This is a genomic window from Pseudomonas sp. GW823-FHT05G12, assembly GCF_058795575.1.
The window spans coordinates 4,703,700-4,723,934 of record NZ_CM179501.1 but is presented as its reverse complement, the minus strand read 5'-3'; the positions used below and the strand labels follow the sequence as shown (position 1 = coordinate 4,723,934).

Sequence of the window (20,235 nt, the reverse complement as noted above, 5' to 3'; positions counted from 1 at the left end):
CGTGCTTTGGGGCATGCGCGCAGTCTGGCGGGCAATGGTGGAGCTGGGCCGCGTAACCCTCTAGAATGCGCGCCCCTCGATGAATGCCCCTAGCCGTGACCTGCACGATGAATGTGTCCAGCCCTGTCCCTTATGTAACGCAACAGCTGATCTACCTCCTTTATGGCGAGCGCCGGATCTATCAGCTGGAGGCAAAACTCAGCATCCTCACCGCCCTGGCCCGTTGCAAGCCGGCTGAGCTGCCGGTGATCCGCGTGCTTACCGACCAGCCACAGGCTTTTGCCGGCTGGCCGGTGGAAGTGATCGCACTGGACGAGCAGACCTTGCAGGCCTGGGCCGGCGACGGCGGCTACACCCATCGGCGCAAGGCCTGCGCCATTGCCCAGGCCGGGCAGTGGGCGGACAAGACCGTGTTCATCGATACCGATACGGTATTTCTGCAGTCGCCGCAAAAGCTGTTCAGCCAGGTCGATGTCGGGCAATTCTTGGTCGACGAGGTGGAAATGAGCTGGGCCGAGGCCTCGCGCAGCAGCTATTACCGCAGCTTCGTCGAGGGGCTTGCGGAGTCGGGCGAAGCACCGGCCGATGCCCTGCGGCTGTGTAACAGCGGTGTGATGGGCTTTACCCGCGACAACGTTGGCATCGCCGAGCGCGCCATCGTCCGGATTGACGACTGGACGCCGTATGCCCGTGACTTGCATACGATCGAGCAGATCGCCTTTTCCTTCGAATTGCATGGCGCGCCGATCAACGAGGCGCGCGGCGTGATCAGCCATTACTTTGCGATGAAGCAGTACGTGCATGCCATTCTAGAAATTTTCTTTGCCCGGCATGGCGAGCATTTTCATTCGAAGATGCCAGGTCTGGCCCTGAAGGTGCCGGCGCATCGCCCGGTGCCCTCGTGGTTGGCTCGGCTCTCGGTAAAATGGAGCCTCAAGCATGTACCCCGGGAGTTGCGTGGCATCGGCCGCAAGTTGCTCTACGGCAGTGTGATGAGTGGTGATGATTACCAGCGCGCGTGCAAGGTGGTCTGGTGGCGTTCGGCAATCGAGGACATGCGCACGCTGGGCGGCTTCGACTGGAGCCGGGAGTGGCCTGAGGGGCTGCCGCGGTTGGGGCAGCGTGACGAACTGGCGTTCAGCGAAATCGCCCGGGCCAGCCTGAAAGTTTCCTGAGCCAGAGCCCGAAGCAGGGTGATAGGGTAGAGAGCCGCCCTCAAGGAGCACCCACATGGACCCGATCACTACGCTCGCCACCCGCCTGGGTGAACACCTGCGCCGATTCAATGCGCAGGTGACTACCGCCGAATCCTGCACCGGTGGTGGCATTGCTGAAGCCATTACCCGCATACCTGGCAGCTCGGCCTGGTTCGAAGCCGGATACGTCACCTATTCCAATGCCCAGAAAACCCGCCAGCTGGGGGTGCCTGAAGCGTTGTTCGGTCAGGTGGGGGCAGTCAGCCAGGAAGTGGTCGAAGCCATGGTTCGTGGGGCTCAGGCCGCCAGTGGCGCACGCTTCGCCGTGGCGGTGAGTGGTGTGGCCGGGCCGGACGGCGGCTCGCCAGCCAAACCGGTGGGCACTGTGTGGCTGGCCTGGGGTGATGGCGACCGGGTATTCAGCGAACGTCGGCAGTTCGACGGTGACCGCGAGGCGGTGCGCCGACAGACGGTGATCGCCGCGTTAGACGGCTTGTTACAGCTTGGTGCCGAGTAAATCGACGACAGGGGTTTGCGCGGGCGTCTGCCTGTGGAATAATACTGGCTACTTATACAGGTATTCCGGCCGTCAGGGCCAAGTCGAACACGTGAGGATTTCAATGGACGACAACAAGAAGCGCGCCTTGGCTGCGGCCCTGGGTCAGATCGAACGCCAATTCGGTAAAGGCGCGGTCATGCGCATGGGTGACCATGAGCGTCAAGGCATTCCGGCCATCTCCACCGGCTCGCTGGGGCTGGATATCGCACTGGGCATCGGCGGTCTGCCAAAAGGCCGTATCGTCGAGATCTACGGCCCGGAATCGTCGGGTAAGACCACGCTGACCCTGTCTGTCATCGCTGAAGCGCAGAAGAACGGTGCTACCTGCGCCTTCGTCGACGCCGAACATGCCCTTGACCCTGAGTACGCCGGCAAGCTGGGCGTCAACGTCGATGACCTGCTGGTTTCGCAGCCGGACACCGGTGAGCAGGCCCTTGAAATCACCGACATGCTGGTGCGTTCCAACGCGGTCGACGTGATTATTGTCGACTCCGTTGCCGCGCTGGTACCGAAGGCCGAGATCGAAGGCGAGATGGGTGACATGCATGTGGGCCTGCAGGCCCGCCTGATGTCCCAGGCGCTGCGTAAGATCACCGGTAACATCAAGAACGCGAACTGCCTGGTCATCTTCATCAACCAGATCCGTATGAAGATCGGTGTGATGTTCGGCAGCCCGGAAACCACTACCGGTGGTAACGCCCTGAAGTTCTATGCTTCGGTCCGTCTGGACATCCGCCGTACCGGCGCGGTCAAGGAAGGCGACGAAGTGGTCGGCAGCGAAACCCGCGTCAAGATCGTCAAGAACAAGGTCTCGCCTCCGTTCCGTCAGGCTGAGTTCCAGATTCTTTATGGGAAAGGTATCTATCGTAACGGCGAGATCATTGATCTGGGGGTATCTCAGGGCTTGGTCGAGAAGTCCGGTGCCTGGTACGCCTACCAAGGCAACAAGATCGGTCAAGGCAAAGCCAACGCTGCCAAGTACCTGGCTGAGAACCCGGCTATTGGTGCCGAGATCGAGAAGCAGATTCGTGAGAAGTTGCTGAAAGCGGGTGCTGCTGCTGAAGCCGGCAAAGCTGCTGCTGCCGAAGCTGATGCCGATGACATGGCCGACGCTGACGCCGGTTATTGATTGCGCAGTAGATAGCCCAATATGTCTGCCGTACTCGACACCCCCGTCGCCATCCGGCGGACAGCCATGGACCTGCTCGCACGACGTGAGCACGGTCGAGTCGAGCTGACGCGCAAGTTGCGTCAGCGCGGCGCTTCGGACGAGTTGATCGAGCCTGAACTCGATCGCCTCGCCGAAGAAGGGCTGCTTAGTGAAGCCCGCTACCTCGAGAGTTTCATTCGTTATCGTTCCGGCTCTGGCTATGGCCCTGCGCGTATTCGCGAAGAGCTGTGTCAGCGTGGTTTGGCGCGTGCAGATATCGACCAGGCCCTGCGTGAAAGCGAGGTGAATTGGGGCGAGCGTATGTGCGACGTGTGGCAGCGCAAGTTTGCCGGGCAGCGCCCGCAAGATCCGCGCAGCCGCGCCCAGCAGACCCGGTTCCTGGCTTACCGTGGGTTCCCTATGGACATGATCGGTCGTCTGCTCAGCGGGCGTGATCTCGACGATTATTGACGCTCTAAACCACAGTGGCACGTGCCCGTAGCGGATAATCTGTTTTGCCAAATGCCCCAGGCTGTCTCCATTCCATTGTAGGAGCGGGTTCACCCGCGAATGCGGTGGCGGCTGCGACGGTGAATGACCAGGGAAATTGGCCAGCAGGTCAGGCCTTTTCGCGGGTAAACCCGCTCCTACGACGGTCTGAGTCCAACCACGGGGTAGGAGCGGGTTCACCCGCGAATACGGTGGCGGCCGCGACGTTGAATGACCAGGGAAATTGGCCAGCAGGTCAGGCCCTTTCGCGGGTAAACCCGCTCCTACGACGGTCTGCGTCCAACCACTGGTAGGAGCGGGTTCACCCGCGAATACGGTGGCGGCTGCGCCGGTGAATGACCGGGGAGATTGGGCAGCAGGTCAGGCCCTTTCGCGGGTAAACCCGCTCCTACGAAGGTCTGCGCCCAACAACCGATCATGTGCAGGAGCAAACAGCCTAAGGTTGCTCCTGCAGGTATCACGCGAGCTGTTATAGAAAAGCATCAACTCACTTTCAGCGCCTGCCTGGCCCTCTGCGTGGTATGCATGGGTTGTGGCTTGGCCCAGTTCTCCGGCAGGTTGATGAAATCCACCAGCTCACGCAAGCGGCCCTGATCCCGGCCGTTGAAGGCGAATGACAGGCGGGTCAGGTGGCTGTAATTGCCAACTTCGTGCTCGGCGCTGCTATCCGCTTGCTGGTGATATTTGCCACTCAGGCGCAAATCGGCAAACCCTTCCTGAATGTCATACAACGCCGCCTCGCTGAGCGCATGGTGCATGCGGATCACGAACTGGCTCTTCAGCCAGCGGCTGGAGTGGTAGTTGCTGTAGAACTGGTTGATTTCCTCAACCGCCTCGTCAGCGCTGTGCACCAGGCGCACCAGCTTCAGGTCGCTGGGCAGGATGTAGCGGTTTTCTTCCAACTGGCGGCTGATGAAGTCCAGGCAGTCGTGCCAGAAGCTCCCGCCCGGCGAATCCAGTAGCACCACCGGCACCAGTGGGCTCTTGCCGGTCTGGATCAAGGTCAGTACCTCCAGCGCTTCATCCAGGGTGCCGAAGCCGCCAGGGCACAGCACCAGGCCATCGGCCTCCTTGACGAAGAACAGCTTGCGAATGAAGAAAAAGTGGAACGGCAGTAGTTTGTCGGTACCGTTCACCGTCGGGTTGGCATGTTGTTCGAAGGGTAAGGTGATGTTGAAGCCCAGGCTGTGCTCGCTGCCGGCGCCTTCGTGGGCGGCCGCCATGATGCCGCCGCCGGCGCCGGTGATAACCATCAGGTCGGAGCGCGCCAGAGTGGCGCCCAGCTCGCGGGCCAGGGCGTACATCGGATGCTCCAGCGGGGTGCGTGCCGAGCCGAACACGGTCACTTTGCGTCGGCCCTTGTAGCGCTGCAGGGTCCGGAACGACTGGTCCAGTTCGCGCAGGGCCTGCAGGGTGATCTTGGCGCTCCAGCGGTCGCTGTCGTCATGGGCCATGCGCAGGATGGTCAGCATCATGTCGCGGTAGAGCGGCAGGTTGGGGCTGTTGGGGGCAACCAGTTGCAGTTGTGCTTCGATATTGCTCAGGTCGATATTGTTGTCGCGGAAGTGGCTGAACAGCAGTTCATTCGAATGGTAAGGCATGCGACGTCTCCTTCTGCACCAATACCTCTGACCTCAATCTAGACCCTTGCGCCCGATCGTGCCGAGGTGTTCGGCGCAGCCGCCTGTCGGCCTGCGGCCATCGGCAGCACGGGTTTGGTTAACTGGTAGAGTGAAACGTGTCGATGCAGGAGGTGGCGGTATGCATCGCTTGGTCATCGAAGTGGACTGGCAGCTCTACCAGCAGCTGGAGAATGCGGCCCAGGTGCATCACCTGAGCCTTGAAGCCGAGTGCCGCCGCAGGCTGTCGGGGCTGGAGTGCCGGTCGCGATACTTGCAGGCGCTGTTGGCGGAGATGCGCGCCGATGACGTTGAAGGGCGCTGGCACGCTCATGAGGACGAAAAGGCGTAGCGTTGACGCTGTGCTTACTTCTTCTTGTTGCCGGCCACGCAGCTGGCGTTGTCGAAGGCCTGGTCCATGACGGGCTGGTTGGTCTTGTAGACCGTGAAGCGGTAGACCATGACGGCACCCTTGGACATCAGGTTGCGGAAGCCGTTGTTGCGGCACACGCTGTCGCCCAGTTGGCTGCGCACCTGCTCAGGGTTGGCCTGCATGCGCGCTGCGTGGCTCTGGCGTACGCTCAGATGGTTGACCAGTGCCTTGCCTTCAACGGTGTAACCCTGATCGAGAATGTCCTCGTTGATTGCGCGTGGGGTGCCGACGCTGCTCTCTTTGGCGACCTTCTGCAGCAGGGTGTTCAGGTCGTAATCCTGCTTGGATGCCGCCTGGGCTGCCAGAGGCAGGGCGAGCAGCAGGCTCAGGGCGGGGGCGATAAGGCGCAGCATGAATCTCTCCTGGTTCGATGACTGGCGCTTTGACATGCGCGGGTCAACGGTGTTCCGTAAAATTGCGCGTGGCGAGGACCGGCACGGTAGAAACCCGATTATAAGGAGCGCATTGCCGGCTGCACAGCAATTGCCACCTGTTCTGGTAGACTGGCCGCCTTGTTTTCTCCGAGTCATCCTTGTGCCCATTTTCAATCTGTCCAGAGGCCTGCCGGCATGAGCCATGCGGTAGCGCGTCTGCGCGCCGAACGCCTGGCCCGCAGCAACAAGCCTTTCATCGCCCGTGGCTCGCGTGCCGAGCGTTGCCCGGATTGCCGGGTCATCGCCACCCATTGCCTGTGTGCCTGGAAGCCTAGGGTGCAGGCTGACGCAGGTGTGTGCCTGCTGATGCACGACACCGAGCCGCTGAAACCCACCAACACCGGCTGGTTGATTGCCGACCTGATTGAAGACACCTGGGCCTTCGGCTGGTTGCGCACCGCAGTTGACGAGCGCCTGCTGGCCTTGCTCGATGACCCGCGCTGGCAGCCCTATATCGTTTTTCCGGGCGAGTTCGTTGCCCAGGAGCGGGTGGTCAGCGAGGTGGTGCGCGAGCCGGGCAAGCGTCCATTGTTCATCCTGCTGGATGCCACCTGGACCGAAGCGCGCAAGATGTTCCGCAAAAGCCCGTACCTGGACCGCTTCCCGGTGTTGAGCCTGCAAGCCGAGCAGATGTCGCGCTACCGCCTGCGGCGCTCCAAGCGCGATGATCATTTCTGTACGGCAGAAGTTGCGGCGATGTGCCTGGACCTTGCTGGCGATAGTCAGGCTTCGCAGGCGCTGGATGCCTATCTGGATGTGTTCAGCCTGCATTACCTGAGCGGCAAGCGGCGGCTGCCGCTTGACGAGCAGGACGACACCCACCAGCGTTTGCATACCTTCCTATAGTCCAAGGGGCACAACCCCTGCTTTGGTTCATAATGACGGAGCTGGCAGCCAGGGTGGGCGAGACGGCAGGGCGATTGGCTTGATCTCCCTTGACCGTGCTCGGCCTCCTTGGCGCCGATTCCCCGCCGGGCGCTTCCCTTCCACTCGAGTGCCTGGCACAGAACAGGATCCTTAGATCGATGGCCACATACGAAATCCTGATTGCCGATGACCACCCACTGTTCCGTGGCGCCCTGCGCCAGGCCGTTACCCTCGGGCTTGGCTCCGATGTGCGTCTGGTCGAAGTCGCGAGCATTGCCGAACTGGAAACCCGCCTGAGCGAAAAAGCCGACTGGGACCTGGTGCTGCTGGACTTGAACATGCCGGGTGCCTACGGTTTTTCCGGTCTGGTACTGCTCCGCGGGCAGTACCCGCAGATCCCCGTGGTGATGGTTTCGGCACAGGAAGAGGCCGCCGTGGTGGTCAAGTCCCGCGAGTTCGGCGCCAGTGGTTTCATTCCCAAGTCCAGCACCCTGGAAGTGATCCAGGATGCGGTGCGCAAGGTGCTTGATGGCGAGGTCTGGTGGCCGCCGCAGGCGTTCGAAAAGGTCGATGTTTCAGCCGAGGCCAAGGCCGCCAGCGAAGGCTTGGCCAGCCTCACGCCGCAGCAGTTCCGCGTACTGACCATGGTCTGCGAAGGCTTGCTGAACAAGCAGATCGCCTATGAGCTGAGCGTGTCGGAAGCGACCATCAAGGCCCACGTTACTGCGATCTTCCGTAAACTGGGCGTGCGTACCCGGACCCAGGCTGCACTGCTGCTGCAACAACTTGAATCGGTTGCCAGCAACTGACTGCGTGTGGCTTCACGCTTTTTTGACCCGAGCCGGTCTAGTCTGCTGGCCTTTCTGCTGTGAAGTGACTCACATGACATCGCCATTCAAGGGCCAGACCGGCCTCAAACGCATCTTCAACGCCGCTGGCTACTCGCTGGACGGCCTGCGTGCCGCCTTCAAGGGCGAGGCCGCATTCCGCCAGCTGGTGCTGCTCAACGTGCTGCTGATCCCGATCGCCTTCTGGCTGCCGGTCAGCCGCGCCGAGCGGGCCATCATGATCGCCGTTTGCCTGCTGGGGCTGATCGTCGAGCTGTTCAACTCGGCGGTGGAGGCGGCCATCGATCGCATTTCGCTGGAGCGCCACCCGCTGTCGAAAAATGCCAAGGACATGGGCAGCGCCGCACAGCTGGTGGCCCTGACCATGGTGGCGCTGGTGTGGGGTGTGATCCTGCTTTAAGCGATCGGCGGCAGCACGATCTCGTCACTGCGGGTAAAGCCCGCAGTGAAGTTGCGGCATAGCTCGAGAAACTCACGCATGGCCGAGGTCTGGTACTTCTGTTTGTGCCAGATGAAGTAGAACTGGCGCAGCAGGTCCAGCTCCGGTGTTTCCACAGGTACCAGGCTGCCACGGCGGAAGGCGTCACGCAGGGCCAGGCGTGAAATGCAACCGATGCCCAGGCCCGACTCCACCGCGCGCTTGATCGCTTCGGTGTGCTCCAGCTCCAGGCGAATATTAAGGTTGGCGCGGTGATGGCGCATGGCCTGGTCGAAGGTCAGGCGCGTGCCTGAGCCTTGTTCGCGCAGGATCCACGCCTCCTGCGAAAGGCTTTCGATATCGGCGCGGCCCAGTTTCGCCAGTGGGTGCTGTGGCGCACAGAACACCACCAGTTCGTCCTCGACCCACGGCTGAACTTCCAGGTCGGGGTGATTGCAGTCACCTTCGATTAGACCCAGATCAATTTCGTAGTGCGCGACCTGTTGCACGATATGCGCAGTATTTTGGACATGCAGTTTTACCTGGCTTTCCGGGTGTGTCTGCATGTAGTTGCCGATCAGCAGGGTGGCCAGGTAGTTGCCGATGGTGAGGGTGGCGCCGACCGCCAGTGAGCCGAAACCGGATTTGCCGTTGAGCAGGTCTTCGATTTCCTTGGCCTGGTCAAGCAGGGCTACTGCTTGTGGCAGCAATTGATGGCCCAGGGCATTGAGGGCCAGGCGTTTGCCGGCACGGTCGAACAGCTGGCAGCTCGATTGCCGCTCCAGTTCCGTGATAGAGGTACTGGCGGCCGACTGCGACAGCGCCAACAGGCTGGCGGCCCGAGAGACGCTTTGGTGCTGGGCGACGGCGACGAAGACTTGCATTTGACGGAGTGTGAATCGCATATCGATATAACCGATAACACATATCTTGATAATCCAGTTAACAGATATTGTCGCTGCCCCTAAACTATTGCGCAACTGTGCGCTTTGCGCGCGCGTTTTTCTTCAGGAGCCCCATCGATGAGCAACATGAACCACGAACGTGTCCTCAGTGTGCACCACTGGAACGACACCCTGTTCAGCTTCAAGTGCACCCGTGACCCGGGCCTGCGCTTCGAGAACGGTCAGTTCGTGATGATCGGCCTGCAGCAGGACAACGGCCGTCCGCTCATGCGTGCCTACTCCATCGCTTCGCCAAACTGGGAAGAGCACCTTGAATTCTTCAGCATCAAGGTGCCGGATGGCCCGCTGACCTCGCAGCTGCAGCACCTGAAGGAAGGCGATGAGATCATCATCAGCAAGAAGCCTACCGGCACCCTGGTGCTCGACGACCTGAATCCTGGCAAGCACCTGTACCTGCTGAGCACCGGCACTGGCCTGGCGCCGTTCATGAGCGTCATCCAGGACCCGGAAACCTACGAGCGCTTTGAAAAAGTGATCCTGGTGCACGGCGTGCGCTACGTGAACGAAGTGGCCTACCGCGAGTTCATCACCGAGCACCTGCCGCAGAACGAGTTCTTCGGTGAGTCGGTTCGCGACAAGCTGATCTACTACCCGACCGTGACCCGCGAGCCGTTCGAAAACCAGGGCCGTCTGACCGACCTGATGCGCAGCGGCAAGCTGTTCAGTGACATCGGCCTGCCGCCGATCAACCCGCAAGACGACCGCGCGATGATCTGTGGCAGCCCGAGCATGCTCGACGAGACCAGCGAAGTGCTGGACAGCTTCGGCCTGAAGATCTCCCCGCGCATGCGCGAGCCGGGTGACTACCTGATCGAGCGTGCCTTCGTCGAGAAGTAAGGCGCAGGCGGATAGAGGAAGGCGACTTTCGGGTCGCCTTTCTTATGCCTGGGATTTGTGCATTGCCTGGTCCGGCCCTTTCGCGGGTAAACCCGCTCCTACGGGGGGGCGTGCAATTCTCGAGACGTGCGCTGCACCTGTAGGAGCGGGCTTGCCCGCGAAAGGGCCGGTGCAGGCGACGCCCGATCTATTCGACCCGCGTCTCGCCGCTGTACACCAGGACTTCCCGGCACCGCTTGCACAGGTATCGCCGCCCTTGGTGCACTAGCTTGTGCCGCTGCGCGGTAAACGGGAAGTCGCTTTGCGGGCACGGGCAGCGGTAGATGTAGCGGGTCACTGCGCGCCGTTGCACGTCATAGTTGTGGCAACGATTGGGCGGCAGTTCATACACCCCGCGCATGATCAACTGCCACTCTTCACCATGGGCCTGGATGCGGTCGCCAAACAGCTGGTGGGCAACCAGGTGTGCCACTTCATGGGCCACGGTCTGGCGCAGGAAGTCTTCCTGGTTTTCGCGGTAGAGCTGCAGGTTGAAGCGCAGCAGATTCTCGTGCAGGTGGGCGACGCCGGCTTTTTGCCCGCGCAGTTTGAAGCTGACTTCGGGGCGCGGGAAGCGGCGTTTGAAAAAGGCTTCGGCTTGCTGGTAACAGGTTTCGACGCGTTGTTTGAGCTGCTCGGGCATGGCGGGGCGGTTCTCCTGACCAGGCATTATGCCGCAAGCGCAGGTGGCTTGCCGAGTCACCGGTCAGCGCACAGCCAGAGGCCGCCTTGCGGCGGCCCCTGGTTGATGCCCCAGTGTTGGTTCGGTCTGTTCTAGTTGGTGTAGACGGGCCCCACGCCCAGTCCCCAGATAATCACGGTAGCGGCCATGATAGCCACCAGTACCACCAAGCCCACTGCCAGCACCGAGCTGGAGAACAGGAAGCCTTCATCCGACGGTATGTTCATGAACGTCGGCAAGCCGACATACAGCAGGTACACCGTGTAGCAGATGGCGGCAGTGCCGATCAGCATGCCCAGCCACAGGTGGGGGTAGAGCGCCGCCAGGCCACCGATGAATAAGGGGGTAGCGGTGTAGGTGGCAAAAGCGATGCATTGCGCCATGGACGGGTTGGCATCGTAGGTGCGGGCCATCCAGTGGATGAACGCGCCCATTACCGCCACCCCGGCGAGCATGGCCAGGTAGGACATGATGCTCATCCAGATTGCGCTTTCCATGGTCAGCATCACTGCTGGCCGGTCACCGATCACCCAGCCCACCTGGGTAGTGCCGATAAACGCCGAAACGGCCGGAATCGCCGCGAGGATCAGGGTGTGTGTCAGGTACATGTGGCTGATGGTTTCTTCTTCGCCACGAATCTCCCGCCATTCCTGATCGGGATGGGTAAACAGCCCCACAACGTGATGAATCATGCCGATCACTCCTCTCAATGTTGCCAAACGCCCCCCAATATGGAGCGTAAGCGGCCCGAGGCCCTAACACCGATGCAAGCGGTAATGTGGCCTTATGTCGCAGTATAGGAAGCCGTTACCTACATAAACCGCGCTTTTTAGAGCAAATTGCGCTGTAAGCCGTGCTGTTGATTACAATGAAGTCTTTATCGGAATGCCTACAGCGGCGTCGCGTTTGTGCGTAAAATAGCCGGCTTTTGTCACACCTCGCGGATCCAAGCGCTATGGGCACCCTCTCGGTCAACCAGAACAAACTGCAAAAACGCCTGCGTCGTCTCGCTGGCGAAGCCATCACCGACTACAACATGATCGAGGATGGCGACAAGGTCATGGTCTGCCTGTCCGGCGGCAAGGACAGCTACACCATGCTCGACGTTCTGTTGCACCTGCAGAAGGTGGCACCGATCACGTTCGAGATCGTTGCGGTGAACATGGACCAGAAACAGCCGGGCTTCCCTGAGCACGTATTGCCGGCTTACCTCAAGGAACTGGGGGTCGAGTACCACATCGTCGAGAAGGATACCTACTCGGTGGTAAAGGAGCTGGTACCCGAAGGCAAGACCACTTGCTCGCTGTGTTCGCGCCTGCGCCGCGGTACCCTGTACACCTTCGCCGACGAAATCGGCGCTACCAAGATGGCGCTGGGGCACCACCGCGACGACATCGTCGAAACCTTCTTCCTCAACATGTTCTTCAACGGCGCGCTCAAGGGCATGCCGCCGAAGCTGCGCGCCGACGATGGCCGCAACGTGGTGATCCGCCCGCTGGCCTACTGCAGCGAGAAGGACATCCAGGCCTACTCGGACATGAAGGAATTCCCGATCATCCCGTGCAACCTGTGCGGCTCGCAGGAAAACCTGCAGCGCCAGGTGGTCAAGGACATGCTGGTGGAGTGGGAACGCAAGCACCCGGGCCGTACCGAGAGCATCTTCCGTGCCCTGCAGAACGTGGCACCGTCGCAGCTGGCCGACCGGAATCTGTTTGACTTCACCAGCCTGAAGATCGACGAAAACGCTACCCCGCGTTTCCTCGACGTGCTGAACATCTGAGCCCATGCGTGATTACCAGTGGTTGCATGAGTATTGCCTGAACCGCTTTGGTTCGGCCCAGGCGCTGGAGGCTTTCCTGCCGCAGCCGCGCACGCCGGCGCAACTGCGCGACATCAGTGACGACCGCTACCTGTCGACATTGGCCCTGCGCGTGTTCCGCGCGGGGCTCAAGCACAGCCTGGTGGATGCCAAGTGGCCGGCGTTCGAGCAGGTGTTCTTTGGCTTCGACCCGGAGAAAGTGGTGCTGATGGGCGCCGAGCATCTGGAGCGGTTGATGCAGGATGAGCGCATTATCCGCCACCTGGGCAAGCTCAAGAGCGTGCCGCGCAATGCGCAAATGGTGCTGGATATCGCCAAGGCGCATGGCAGTTTTGGTGCGTTCATCGCCGACTGGCCAGTGACCGACATTGTCGGCTTGTGGAAGTACCTGGCCAAGCACGGCAACCAGTTGGGCGGGTTGTCGGCGCCACGATTCTTGCGCATGGTCGGCAAGGACACGTTCATCCCGACCGATGACATGGCAGCGGCGTTGATTGCGCAGAAGGTGATCGACAAGCAGCCAACCAGCCAGCGCGACCTGGCTCTGGTGCAGCAGGCATTCAACCAGTGGCATGCAGAGAGCGGGCGGCCGCTGTGCCAGTTGTCGGTGATGCTGGCGCACACCGTCAACCATTGAGTCTTGTGTTGCTCCCATTCGCGGGCACGCCCGCTCCCACAGGAATCGCACCGCACTTAAGGCCTGTGCAGTACCTGTGGGAGTTGATTGCGCAGAAGGTGATCGACAAGCAGCCAACCAGCCAGCGCGACCTGGCTCTGGTGCAGCAGGCGTTCAACCAGTGGCATGCAGAGAGCGGGCGGCCGCTGTGCCAGTTGTCGGTGATGCTGGCGCACACCGTCAACCATTGAGTCTTGTGTTGCTCCCATTCGCGGGCACGCCCGCTCCCACAGGAATCGCACCGCACTTAAGGCCTGTGCAGTACCTGTGGGAGCGGGCGTGCCCGCGAAAAATCTAACTGCCTTCGCCTGCCATGCGCCGTTCATGCTGGAACTTCCAGCGCACGTACAGTAGCCCGGCAATGAACAGCCCCAGGCTCCCCAGCACTTCAAGCCAGCCGAATACCGCCCGCGACGGGTCGAACGCTGCCAGCACGCCCTTGATGAAATAGATATTCACCACGAAGCAGGTCCAGGCATGCGCCCGGGCGCTGCCTTTCAGCATGCCTGGCAGCAGCAACAGCAACGGCACCAGCTCGATCGCCAGGATCACCTCGACCCTGGCCCCATGCAGGTTGGCGAACCACAGGTTGTTCACCACCAGCAGGGCGATCAGGCCGAAGAAGCATGCCAGGCTCAATGCCCGCGTCAGGCGCAGGCGTGGTACCAGCCATTGGACCGGCGGCAATGCCTTGGGCTTTCTAGCCACGCGCCGCCTCCAGGGCCTTGGCCGTGGTCGCCAGGCGTTGGCCCAGGGCGCGGCACAGGGCGATTTCGTGTGGGTCGAGTTCGCGCTTGCCATCGGCGCCTGCGTGGTGGCTGGCGCCATAAGGCGTGCCGCCGCCACGGGTCTCGAGCAGTGCCGACTCGCTGTAGGGCAGGCCCATCACCAGCATGCCGTGGTGCATCAGCGGCAGCATCATCGACAGCAGGGTGGTTTCCTGGCCGCCGTGCAGGCTGGCGGTGGAGGTGAACACGCCAGCCGGTTTGCCGACCAGCTCACCGCCTAGCCAAAGGCTGCTGGTGCCATCGAGGAAGTACTTGAGTGGCGCTGCCATGTTGCCGAACCGGGTCGGGCTGCCCAGTACCAGGCCAGCGCAGTGGCGCAGGTCGTCAAGGGTGGCGTACAGCGCGCCACTGGCCGGAATATCCGGGGCCACCGCTTCGCATTCGGTGGAAATAGCTGGCACCGTGCGCAGACGCGCCTCCATGCCGGCCAGCTCGATACCGCGGGCGATGTGCCGGGCCATTTCGCTGGTCGCGCCATGGCGGCTGTAATACAGCACCAGGATGTAGGGCGCGCTCACGGCAGGATCTCCAGCACTTTTTCCGGCGGGCGACCGACCACGGCCTTGTCACCGGCTACCAGGATCGGCCGCTCGATCAGTTTGGGGTGCTGGGCCATGGCCTCGATCAGTTGCGCGTCGGTCAGTGCCGGGTCAGCCAGGTTCAGCGCTTTGTATTCGTCCTCGCCGCTGCGCAGCAACTGACGCGGGGCGATGCCCAGCTTGCCGAGCAGGGCCTTGAGGGTGTCCGCGTCGGGCGGAGTTTCCAGGTAGCGCACGATGGTCGGGGCCAAGCCGCGGGCTTCGAGCAGTTCCAGGGCGCCGCGGGATTTCGAGCAGCGCGGGTTATGATAGAGCGTGAGATCAGTCATGTCGGGTCGCATCCAGCTGGGTGTGGCGGCTATTCTAACCGCAGCGACTGACCAATTTGCTTTAAAACTCGAGAAGGATTGACCCATGGCAAGGCGTCTGGCAGCAGTACTGGCCATCACCGCGAGCCTGTTGCTCGGTGGTTGCGGTGCCGATTACGGCGTGGACCAACACGGTAATACGGTTAAGGCCGAACAGATCGAAGGGCACTGGCTGGTGCTCAACTACTGGGCTGAATGGTGCGGACCGTGCCGTACCGAAATCCCGGAACTGAATGCGGCGGCCAAGCAATGGGCGGCTGAGGGCATCAAGGTGGTGGGGGTGAACTTCGACGGTTTGCAGGGGCAGGACCTGAAGCAGGCTGCCGAAACCCTGGGTATCGGTTTCACCGTGCTTGCCCAGGACCCGGCCGAGCGCTATGACCTGCCGCGCAGCGAGGCCTTGCCGGTGACCTACATCATCGACGACAAGGGCAAGGTGCGTGAGCAGTTGATGGGCGAGCAGACCCTTGAAGGGTTGCAGGCCAAGATCAAGGCCCTGAAAGGCGCCTGATGCATTCGGGCCGCTTTTGCGGCCCTTTGCGGGCAGGCCCGCTCCCACAGGGGGGTATAAACTGTGGGAGCGGGCGCGCCCGCGAAGGGCCGCAAAGCGGCCCCGGCAATCCTCAGCCTTCCTCAGGCCAGAAGCGCAGCGGCTTGCCTTCGGCCGGCCAGAAGCGCATCTGCTCCACCGGTGACACATCCCAACGCTCTACCGTTTCCAGCGCCTGCAGGAAGCGTTTTTCCTGTTCCATCAGCGCGGGTGAGCACAGCTTGCGGGTCTTGCCGACCTTGCCGAAGCTCAGGTGCTCGCCATCGAGCGTGTAAGGCGCAAACCAGTGGTTGCAGCCGCCGTTGCCATAGGCACGGCCGTCGCTGGCCAGGGTCAAGGTCAGGTGGCTGTAGTCGATCAGTGGTCGTTCGCCAATCCACTCCAGCACGTAGCTGCGTTCCTGCTGCAGCCTGGAAGGTTCAGTGGCGCAGCCGAGCAGGCCGGTTGCAATCAGCACGCCGGTCAGCAGATTCTTCACTCGGCGCTCTCCTGGCAACGCGGGCACAGGTGTTTTTCGCCACGGCTGGCCCAGCCCAGCTCTGCGATACGGGCGCTGGCAGCCGGTTGACGAGCTGCCTTGCCGAGCTTGGCGTCTACTGCGAACTCGAAGCCCAGCACCGCATCGCAGCGATCGCATTCGACCTGCCAGGTGAGGATTTCCAGCTCGTTGAATACCGGGCCACTCGCCACGGCCACCCACTGGCCGCGTGGGTTGATCAGGTGGCGCACGCTTTCCACGGTCAGGCGCATGGACAAATCCTTGCTGCCCTTGAGCGTGACCAGCAGGCTGTCGCCTTTTTGCATCGAACCGCCGTTGCCCGTGACCTGATAGCGGCCCGGCACCAAAGCGCGGCACTCGATCAGGGTGTGTTGCGGGTTGAAAAGGGTGTAGCGAAAATCGTGTTCGACCATGGGTCCTCCAGAAATGCCGCGTATCCTAGCATTAACCCATCACCAGGTTCTGTGGATTGCCTGCCGCCCAGCGGTTGATGTTGTCCAGTGTGGTCGCGGCAATGGCATCCAGCGCCTCGCGGGTGAGGAAAGCCTGGTGAGCGGTGATGATCACGTTGGGGAAGGTCAGCAGCCGAGCCAGCACATCGTCTTGCAAGGGCAGGTCGGAGCGGTCTTCGAAGAACAGTTGGGCTTCTTCCTCGTAGACGTCCAGGCCCAGGTAGCCAAGCTGGCCGCTTTTCAGTGCGTCAATCAGCGCCGGGGTGTCGACCAGCGCACCGCGACCGGTGTTGATCAGCATGGCGCCGGGCTGCAACTGGGCCAGGCTTTGCGCGTTGATCAGGTGGCGAGTGTGTTCGGTCAGCGGGCAGTGCAGGCTGATGATGCGGGCTTCGCGCAACAGCTCGGGCAGGGGCATGTAGCGGGCGCCAAGGGCCAGCAGCTCTGGGTTGGGGTAGGGGTCGTACGCCAGCAGCTGGCAGCCGAAACCGGCCATGATGCGAGCAAAGGCGGCCCCGATCTGGCCGGTACCGACCACCCCGACGGTTTTGCCGTGCAGGTCGAAGCCGGTCAGCCCGTGCAGGGTGAAGTCACCTTCGCGGGTGCGGTTGTAGGCCCGATGTAGGCGCCGGTTGAGTGCCAGGATGAGCGCCACGGCGTGCTCGGCAACGGCGTGTGGCGAGTAGGCCGGCACCCGCACCACGGCCAGGCCCAAGCGCTGGGCTGCGGCCAGGTCGACGTGGTTGTAGCCGGCCGAGCGCAGGGCGATCAACCGCGTGCCCGCATCGGCCAGGCGCTGCAGCACCGGCGCGTCGAGTTCGTCATTGATGAAGGCGCAGACCACCTCAAAGCCCTCTGCCAGGGCGGCGGTGTCGAGGGTCAGGCGGGCGGGCTGGAAATGCAGCTCCAAGGGGGTGCCGCTGGCAGCCTTGGTGAAGCTTTCCTGATCGTAGTGCTGGCTGCTGAACAACAGGGCGCGCATGGTGGAACTCCTTTGCAATGCATGTCTTGGTTGGGTCGCTGCCTGTCAAGGCATACCCAGCGTGGCCCAGAGCCACTCAAGCGCTCAATCTGGCCTGTGCCGCCAGCCGGCTGATCGCGCTGTCCAGTTCATCCAGGGCTTGCTGCGCCTGGGGATTGTCCTGCTTCAGCAAGGTCTCGCTGCGTTGGCACGCTGCCCGTAACTGCGGCACGCCGCAATAGCGTGAGGCACCGTTCAGACGGTGTACCTGCTCGATCAGGCCGTTGCGGTCATCGGCGGCGCGGGCGGCGCGTATGGCTTCGCGGTCTGCATCCAGCGAGGCCAGCAGCATGCTCAGCATGTCAGCCGCCAGATCTGCCTTGCCAGCGGCCAGGCGCAGGCCCTCTTCGGGGTCGAGTACCTTCAGTTCGTCGCCGTTGGTCAGCAGCTCGGCCTGTGCCTGCTGCGGTGTGCCCAGGCTCAGGCCGGTCCACTTCATCACCACCTGGGCCAGTTGCCGTTCGCTGATCGGTTTGGTCAGGTAGTCGTCCATGCCGCTGTGCAACAACGCGCGTTTTTCGTTGGCCATGGCATGGGCAGTGAGGGCGACGATCGGCAGCGGGTTGCCGCTCTGGGTGTTTTCCCACAGGCGGATCTGTTCGGTACAGGCGCGGCCGTCCATGCCGGGCATCTGCACATCCATCAGCACCAGGTCGAACAACTCTTCCTGCACGGCCTGTACCGCCGCATAACCATTGTTGACGGCCAGTACCTCGGCACCCAGGTCTTCGAGCAGGGTTTTTACCAGCAGCAGGTTGGCGGCATTGTCGTCGACGCAGAGTATTTTCGGTCGTCGCTGGCCGTTGGGGTTGCTCCCCTCGGCCAGCGGACGGCGAGGTTGTACCAGCTCCAGCAAGAGGCGCCGCAGCTTGCGGGTGCAGGTCGGCTTGGACAGCAACTGGCCATGGCCGTTGGGCAGGTACGGGTGGTACAGCGCCTGCTCGGTGGTCGGGCACAGCACCACGCATTGGCAGTGGTAACGCTCGAGCTGCTGATGATAACGGCCCAGTTGCTCGGGCGACAGGTTGCCCAGGTTGGCCCCGAGCACCGCGAACTCGAAGGGCAGGCCGGCCTGGCTGGCGGCCTGCACCCCCTGCAGCAACTGGTCGTAGGAGGCGAACAGGCTCACGCTGAGGCCGCAGTCTTCCAGCTGGTGCTCCAGTGCCTGGCGCGCCAGTTCGTGGCCATCGACAATGGCAGCACGGCGGCCCAGCAATGGCTGCGGTGGCAGCGCTTCGGCATCGTCATGAGCCTTGGGCAGGTTGAGGCTGATCCAGAACTGCGAACCTTCGCCCGGGGTACTGTCGACACCGATCTCGCCGCCCATCTGTTCGATCAGGCGCTTGGAAATCACCAGCCCCAGACCGGTGCCGCCGGGCTGGCGGGCCAGTGAGTTGTCAGCCTGGCTGAAGGCCTGGAACAGTGTGCGCACATCCTGTGGTGACAAGCCGATGCCGGTGTCCTGCACGCTGATGCGCAACTGCGCGCAGTCTTCGTGCTCGTCTTCCAGCATGGCGCGCACGACGATGGTGCCTTCGCGGGTGAACTTGATGGCGTTGCTGACCAGGTTGGTGAGGATCTGCTTGAGCCGCAACGGGTCGCCCACCAGCGAAGCAGGCGTGTCGCGGTAGATCAGGCTCAGCAATTCCAGCTGCTTGGCGTGGGCGGCCGGAGCGAGGATGGTCAGGGTGTCCTGGATCAGGTCCCGCAGGTTGAACGGTATGCTGTCGAGCACCAGCTTGCCGGCCTCGATCTTGGAGAAATCGAGGATCTCGTTGATGATTCCCAGCAAGTTGTCAGCAGACTTCTCGATGGTGTTCAGGTAGTCGAGCTGGCGCGGTGTCATCTCGCTTTTTTGCAGCAGGTGGGTAAAGCCGAGGATGCCATTGAGCGGGGTGCGGATTTCGTGGCTCATGTTGGCCAGGAACTCCGACTTGATGCGGCTGGCCTCAAGGGCCTCTTTGCGCGCCATGTCCAGCTCGATGTTCTGGATTTCGATGGTTTCCAGGTTCTGGCGCACGTCTTCGGTGGCCTGGTCGATGCTGTGTTGCAGTTCTTCGTGGGCGTTCTGCAGGGTTTCGGCCATGCGGTTGATGCCGTGGGCCAGTTCGTCCAGCTCATGGCTGCCCATGGTCGGCAGGCGTTCTTCGAGGTGGCCGTCCTTGAGCTGATTGACCGCGTGCTTGATGCGTTCGATGGGGTCGTTGATGGTGCGGCTCATGCGCAGCGCCAGCAGGCCACTGAGTGCCAGGCAGGCGAGAATCAGCAACAGGCTGGTGAACAGGTTGCGGTAGCCGCGCAGCAGCGTGCCGTCGTGCGACAACTCGATCTCTACCCAGCCCAGCAGCCGCTCGGCTTCGGCCGGCACGGCGTCGGTCGCCAGGTCGCGGTGGTGACCGAACACAGGCATCAGGTAGCGGGTGGCGTCGTTGCCACTGCGCTGCAGGAGTTGGGTGCCGGTACCGCCGCTGGGCGGCAGGTTGAGCATGCTCGGGCCGGCGTGGGCCAGGCGCGTGCGGTCCGGGGCCAGAAACGCCACTGCGCGCACATCGGCCTGCTCCAGGGTTTGTGCGGCAATTCTCTCCAGTTGCGCAGGCGCGAGCCGGGCCATGGCGGGTGCAGCCAGGGGCGCCAGTTGTTCGGCGATCATCTTGCCGCGCTGCAGCAGCTGGGTGCGCAGGTCGTTCTGTTGCAGCCAGGTGAAATAGCTACCCAGCACCAGGGCCATCAAGCCGGCCGGTAGCAGTGCCAGCAGCAGTACCCGGCTGCGGATTCCCAAGCGATCGAGCACACTCGCCTCCTCTGATGTGCCTGGATGCCGTCAAGTGGTAACGGCCAAGCCGCGAAGTTACTCCGCCTGCCGCACCATTGCATCTCTTTAGTACGTGTTATGCGCCGTTGCCGGGGCATTGGTCGCAGTGCGGTTGCCTGGCAGGTGGCGAATGCTCAATAATCACGTAATTGAG

At 62.2% G+C, this 20,235-nt stretch carries 24 protein-coding genes and 1 pseudogene; 13 read left to right on the top strand and 12 right to left on the bottom strand.

Translation table 11 applies throughout. The annotated features are described in order from the left end of the window. Window positions 1-107: 107 nt before the first annotated feature. The 4 genes from AC3RCM_RS21595 (at window position 108) to recX (ending at window position 3,376) form a co-directional block, all read left to right on the top strand. Entirely contained in the window at window positions 108-1,175 is a 1,068-nt protein-coding gene (locus AC3RCM_RS21595; protein WP_064493440.1) for a hypothetical protein, read from the top strand. A gap of 55 nt (window positions 1,176-1,230) precedes the next feature. After that, window positions 1,231-1,713 carry a CinA family protein gene (locus tag AC3RCM_RS21590; RefSeq protein WP_010952695.1) on the top strand — a complete coding sequence of 161 codons (483 nt, stop codon included), beginning with the start codon at window positions 1,231-1,233 and terminating at the stop codon, window positions 1,711-1,713. Window positions 1,714-1,816: 103 nt separating this feature from the next. Further along, a complete protein-coding gene (gene recA / locus AC3RCM_RS21585) occupies window positions 1,817-2,884 on the top strand; it encodes a recombinase RecA (RefSeq protein ID WP_003252365.1) in 1,068 nt (355 codons plus the stop codon). A gap of 21 nt (window positions 2,885-2,905) precedes the next feature. Next, window positions 2,906-3,376 (top strand): recombination regulator RecX, encoded by a 471-nt coding sequence (gene recX / locus AC3RCM_RS21580; RefSeq protein ID WP_064493441.1) that lies wholly within the window; start codon window positions 2,906-2,908, stop codon window positions 3,374-3,376. Window positions 3,377-3,897: 521 nt separating this feature from the next. Here recX and AC3RCM_RS21575 read toward each other — a convergent pair. Next, window positions 3,898-5,016, bottom strand: a complete 1,119-nt coding sequence (locus AC3RCM_RS21575) for an LOG family protein (protein WP_019436650.1) — start codon at window positions 5,014-5,016, stop codon at window positions 3,898-3,900. Between the two features lie 160 nt (window positions 5,017-5,176). Between AC3RCM_RS21575 and AC3RCM_RS21570 the strand changes: the two genes are divergently transcribed. Then, window positions 5,177-5,386: a hypothetical protein gene (locus AC3RCM_RS21570; protein ID WP_064493442.1), complete on the top strand. Its 210-nt coding sequence runs from the start codon at window positions 5,177-5,179 to the stop codon at window positions 5,384-5,386. 14 nt (window positions 5,387-5,400) lie between these two features. Here AC3RCM_RS21570 and AC3RCM_RS21565 read toward each other — a convergent pair whose 3' ends face one another. Continuing rightward, entirely contained in the window at window positions 5,401-5,820 is a 420-nt protein-coding gene (locus AC3RCM_RS21565) for a quorum-sensing-regulated virulence factor family protein (protein ID WP_003252372.1), read from the bottom strand. A gap of 216 nt (window positions 5,821-6,036) precedes the next feature. On the opposite strand from AC3RCM_RS21565, the gene AC3RCM_RS21560 reads away from it, so the two are divergent. The 3 genes from AC3RCM_RS21560 (at window position 6,037) to AC3RCM_RS21550 (ending at window position 8,016) form a co-directional block, all read left to right on the top strand. Continuing rightward, on the top strand, window positions 6,037-6,747 hold the full coding sequence (locus tag AC3RCM_RS21560) for a tRNA-uridine aminocarboxypropyltransferase (protein ID WP_004574842.1): 711 nt from the start codon (window positions 6,037-6,039) through the stop codon (window positions 6,745-6,747). A 179-nt stretch (window positions 6,748-6,926) separates the two neighbouring features. Further along, entirely contained in the window at window positions 6,927-7,577 is a 651-nt protein-coding gene (erdR, locus tag AC3RCM_RS21555) for a response regulator transcription factor ErdR (RefSeq protein ID WP_010952699.1), read from the top strand. A 73-nt stretch (window positions 7,578-7,650) separates the two neighbouring features. Then, window positions 7,651-8,016 carry a diacylglycerol kinase gene (locus AC3RCM_RS21550; protein ID WP_010952700.1) on the top strand — a complete coding sequence of 122 codons (366 nt, stop codon included), beginning with the start codon at window positions 7,651-7,653 and terminating at the stop codon, window positions 8,014-8,016. On the opposite strand, the gene finR is transcribed toward AC3RCM_RS21550, so the two are convergent. Further along, a complete protein-coding gene (gene finR / locus AC3RCM_RS21545; RefSeq protein ID WP_003252379.1) occupies window positions 8,013-8,939 on the bottom strand; it encodes a LysR family transcriptional regulator FinR in 927 nt (308 codons plus the stop codon). The two genes, AC3RCM_RS21550 and finR, sit on opposite strands and share 4 nt — an antisense overlap. A gap of 117 nt (window positions 8,940-9,056) precedes the next feature. Between finR and fpr the strand changes: the two genes are divergently transcribed. Beyond that, window positions 9,057-9,836, top strand: coding sequence for a ferredoxin-NADP reductase (fpr, locus tag AC3RCM_RS21540; RefSeq protein ID WP_003252381.1), 780 nt, complete (start codon window positions 9,057-9,059; stop codon window positions 9,834-9,836). A gap of 187 nt (window positions 9,837-10,023) precedes the next feature. Here the strand turns inward: fpr and AC3RCM_RS21535 are convergent, their stop codons facing one another. Next, a complete protein-coding gene (locus tag AC3RCM_RS21535; protein WP_010952701.1) occupies window positions 10,024-10,518 on the bottom strand; it encodes a SprT family zinc-dependent metalloprotease in 495 nt (164 codons plus the stop codon). Between the two features lie 131 nt (window positions 10,519-10,649). Further along, window positions 10,650-11,249 carry a Yip1 family protein gene (locus AC3RCM_RS21530; RefSeq protein WP_003252385.1) on the bottom strand — a complete coding sequence of 200 codons (600 nt, stop codon included), beginning with the start codon at window positions 11,247-11,249 and terminating at the stop codon, window positions 10,650-10,652. 263 nt (window positions 11,250-11,512) lie between these two features. Between AC3RCM_RS21530 and ttcA the strand changes: the two genes are divergently transcribed. From ttcA to AC3RCM_RS21515, 3 genes and pseudogenes are all read left to right on the top strand, one after another. Further along, window positions 11,513-12,337, top strand: a complete 825-nt coding sequence (gene ttcA / locus AC3RCM_RS21525) for a tRNA 2-thiocytidine(32) synthetase TtcA (RefSeq protein WP_014592121.1) — start codon at window positions 11,513-11,515, stop codon at window positions 12,335-12,337. 4 nt (window positions 12,338-12,341) lie between these two features. Next, window positions 12,342-13,013 carry a DNA-3-methyladenine glycosylase I gene (locus AC3RCM_RS21520; RefSeq protein WP_010952703.1) on the top strand — a complete coding sequence of 224 codons (672 nt, stop codon included), beginning with the start codon at window positions 12,342-12,344 and terminating at the stop codon, window positions 13,011-13,013. Between the two features lie 83 nt (window positions 13,014-13,096). Continuing rightward, window positions 13,097-13,243, top strand: a pseudogene (locus AC3RCM_RS21515) (DNA-3-methyladenine glycosylase I); the annotation flags it as partial. A gap of 103 nt (window positions 13,244-13,346) precedes the next feature. Here the strand turns inward: AC3RCM_RS21515 and AC3RCM_RS21510 are convergent. The 3 genes from AC3RCM_RS21510 to arsC are packed head-to-tail and all read right to left on the bottom strand — an operon-like array spanning window position 13,347 to window position 14,708. Further along, entirely contained in the window at window positions 13,347-13,760 is a 414-nt protein-coding gene (locus AC3RCM_RS21510; protein WP_104887141.1) for a DUF2069 domain-containing protein, read from the bottom strand. Then, the gene (wrbA, locus tag AC3RCM_RS21505; protein ID WP_003252400.1) at window positions 13,753-14,358 is read right to left on the bottom strand and encodes an NAD(P)H:quinone oxidoreductase; all 606 of its coding nucleotides are present in this window, start codon (window positions 14,356-14,358) and stop codon (window positions 13,753-13,755) included. The genes AC3RCM_RS21510 and wrbA overlap by 8 nt, the downstream gene beginning before the upstream one ends. Then, window positions 14,355-14,708 carry an arsenate reductase (glutaredoxin) gene (gene arsC, locus AC3RCM_RS21500; RefSeq protein ID WP_014592117.1) on the bottom strand — a complete coding sequence of 118 codons (354 nt, stop codon included), beginning with the start codon at window positions 14,706-14,708 and terminating at the stop codon, window positions 14,355-14,357. Before arsC ends, wrbA begins: the two co-directional genes overlap by 4 nt. 85 nt (window positions 14,709-14,793) lie before the next feature. Here arsC and AC3RCM_RS21495 point away from each other — a divergent pair, with 85 nt between their 5' ends. Beyond that, window positions 14,794-15,258, top strand: a complete 465-nt coding sequence (locus AC3RCM_RS21495; protein WP_003252403.1) for a peroxiredoxin family protein — start codon at window positions 14,794-14,796, stop codon at window positions 15,256-15,258. 112 nt (window positions 15,259-15,370) lie between these two features. Here AC3RCM_RS21495 and AC3RCM_RS21490 read toward each other — a convergent pair whose 3' ends face one another. The 4 genes from AC3RCM_RS21490 to AC3RCM_RS21475 form a co-directional block, all read right to left on the bottom strand. Next, complete coding sequence (locus tag AC3RCM_RS21490) at window positions 15,371-15,775, bottom strand: META domain-containing protein (RefSeq protein ID WP_104887142.1); 405 nt, start codon at window positions 15,773-15,775, stop codon at window positions 15,371-15,373. Beyond that, window positions 15,772-16,209: a hypothetical protein gene (locus tag AC3RCM_RS21485; protein ID WP_014592115.1), complete on the bottom strand. Its 438-nt coding sequence runs from the start codon at window positions 16,207-16,209 to the stop codon at window positions 15,772-15,774. The genes AC3RCM_RS21490 and AC3RCM_RS21485 overlap by 4 nt, the downstream gene beginning before the upstream one ends. A 31-nt stretch (window positions 16,210-16,240) precedes the next feature. Then, on the bottom strand, window positions 16,241-17,230 hold the full coding sequence (locus AC3RCM_RS21480) for a 2-hydroxyacid dehydrogenase (protein ID WP_104887143.1): 990 nt from the start codon (window positions 17,228-17,230) through the stop codon (window positions 16,241-16,243). A 76-nt stretch (window positions 17,231-17,306) separates the two neighbouring features. Further along, entirely contained in the window at window positions 17,307-20,060 is a 2,754-nt protein-coding gene (locus AC3RCM_RS21475; protein WP_104887144.1) for a response regulator, read from the bottom strand. Window positions 20,061-20,235: the final 175 nt, after the last annotated feature.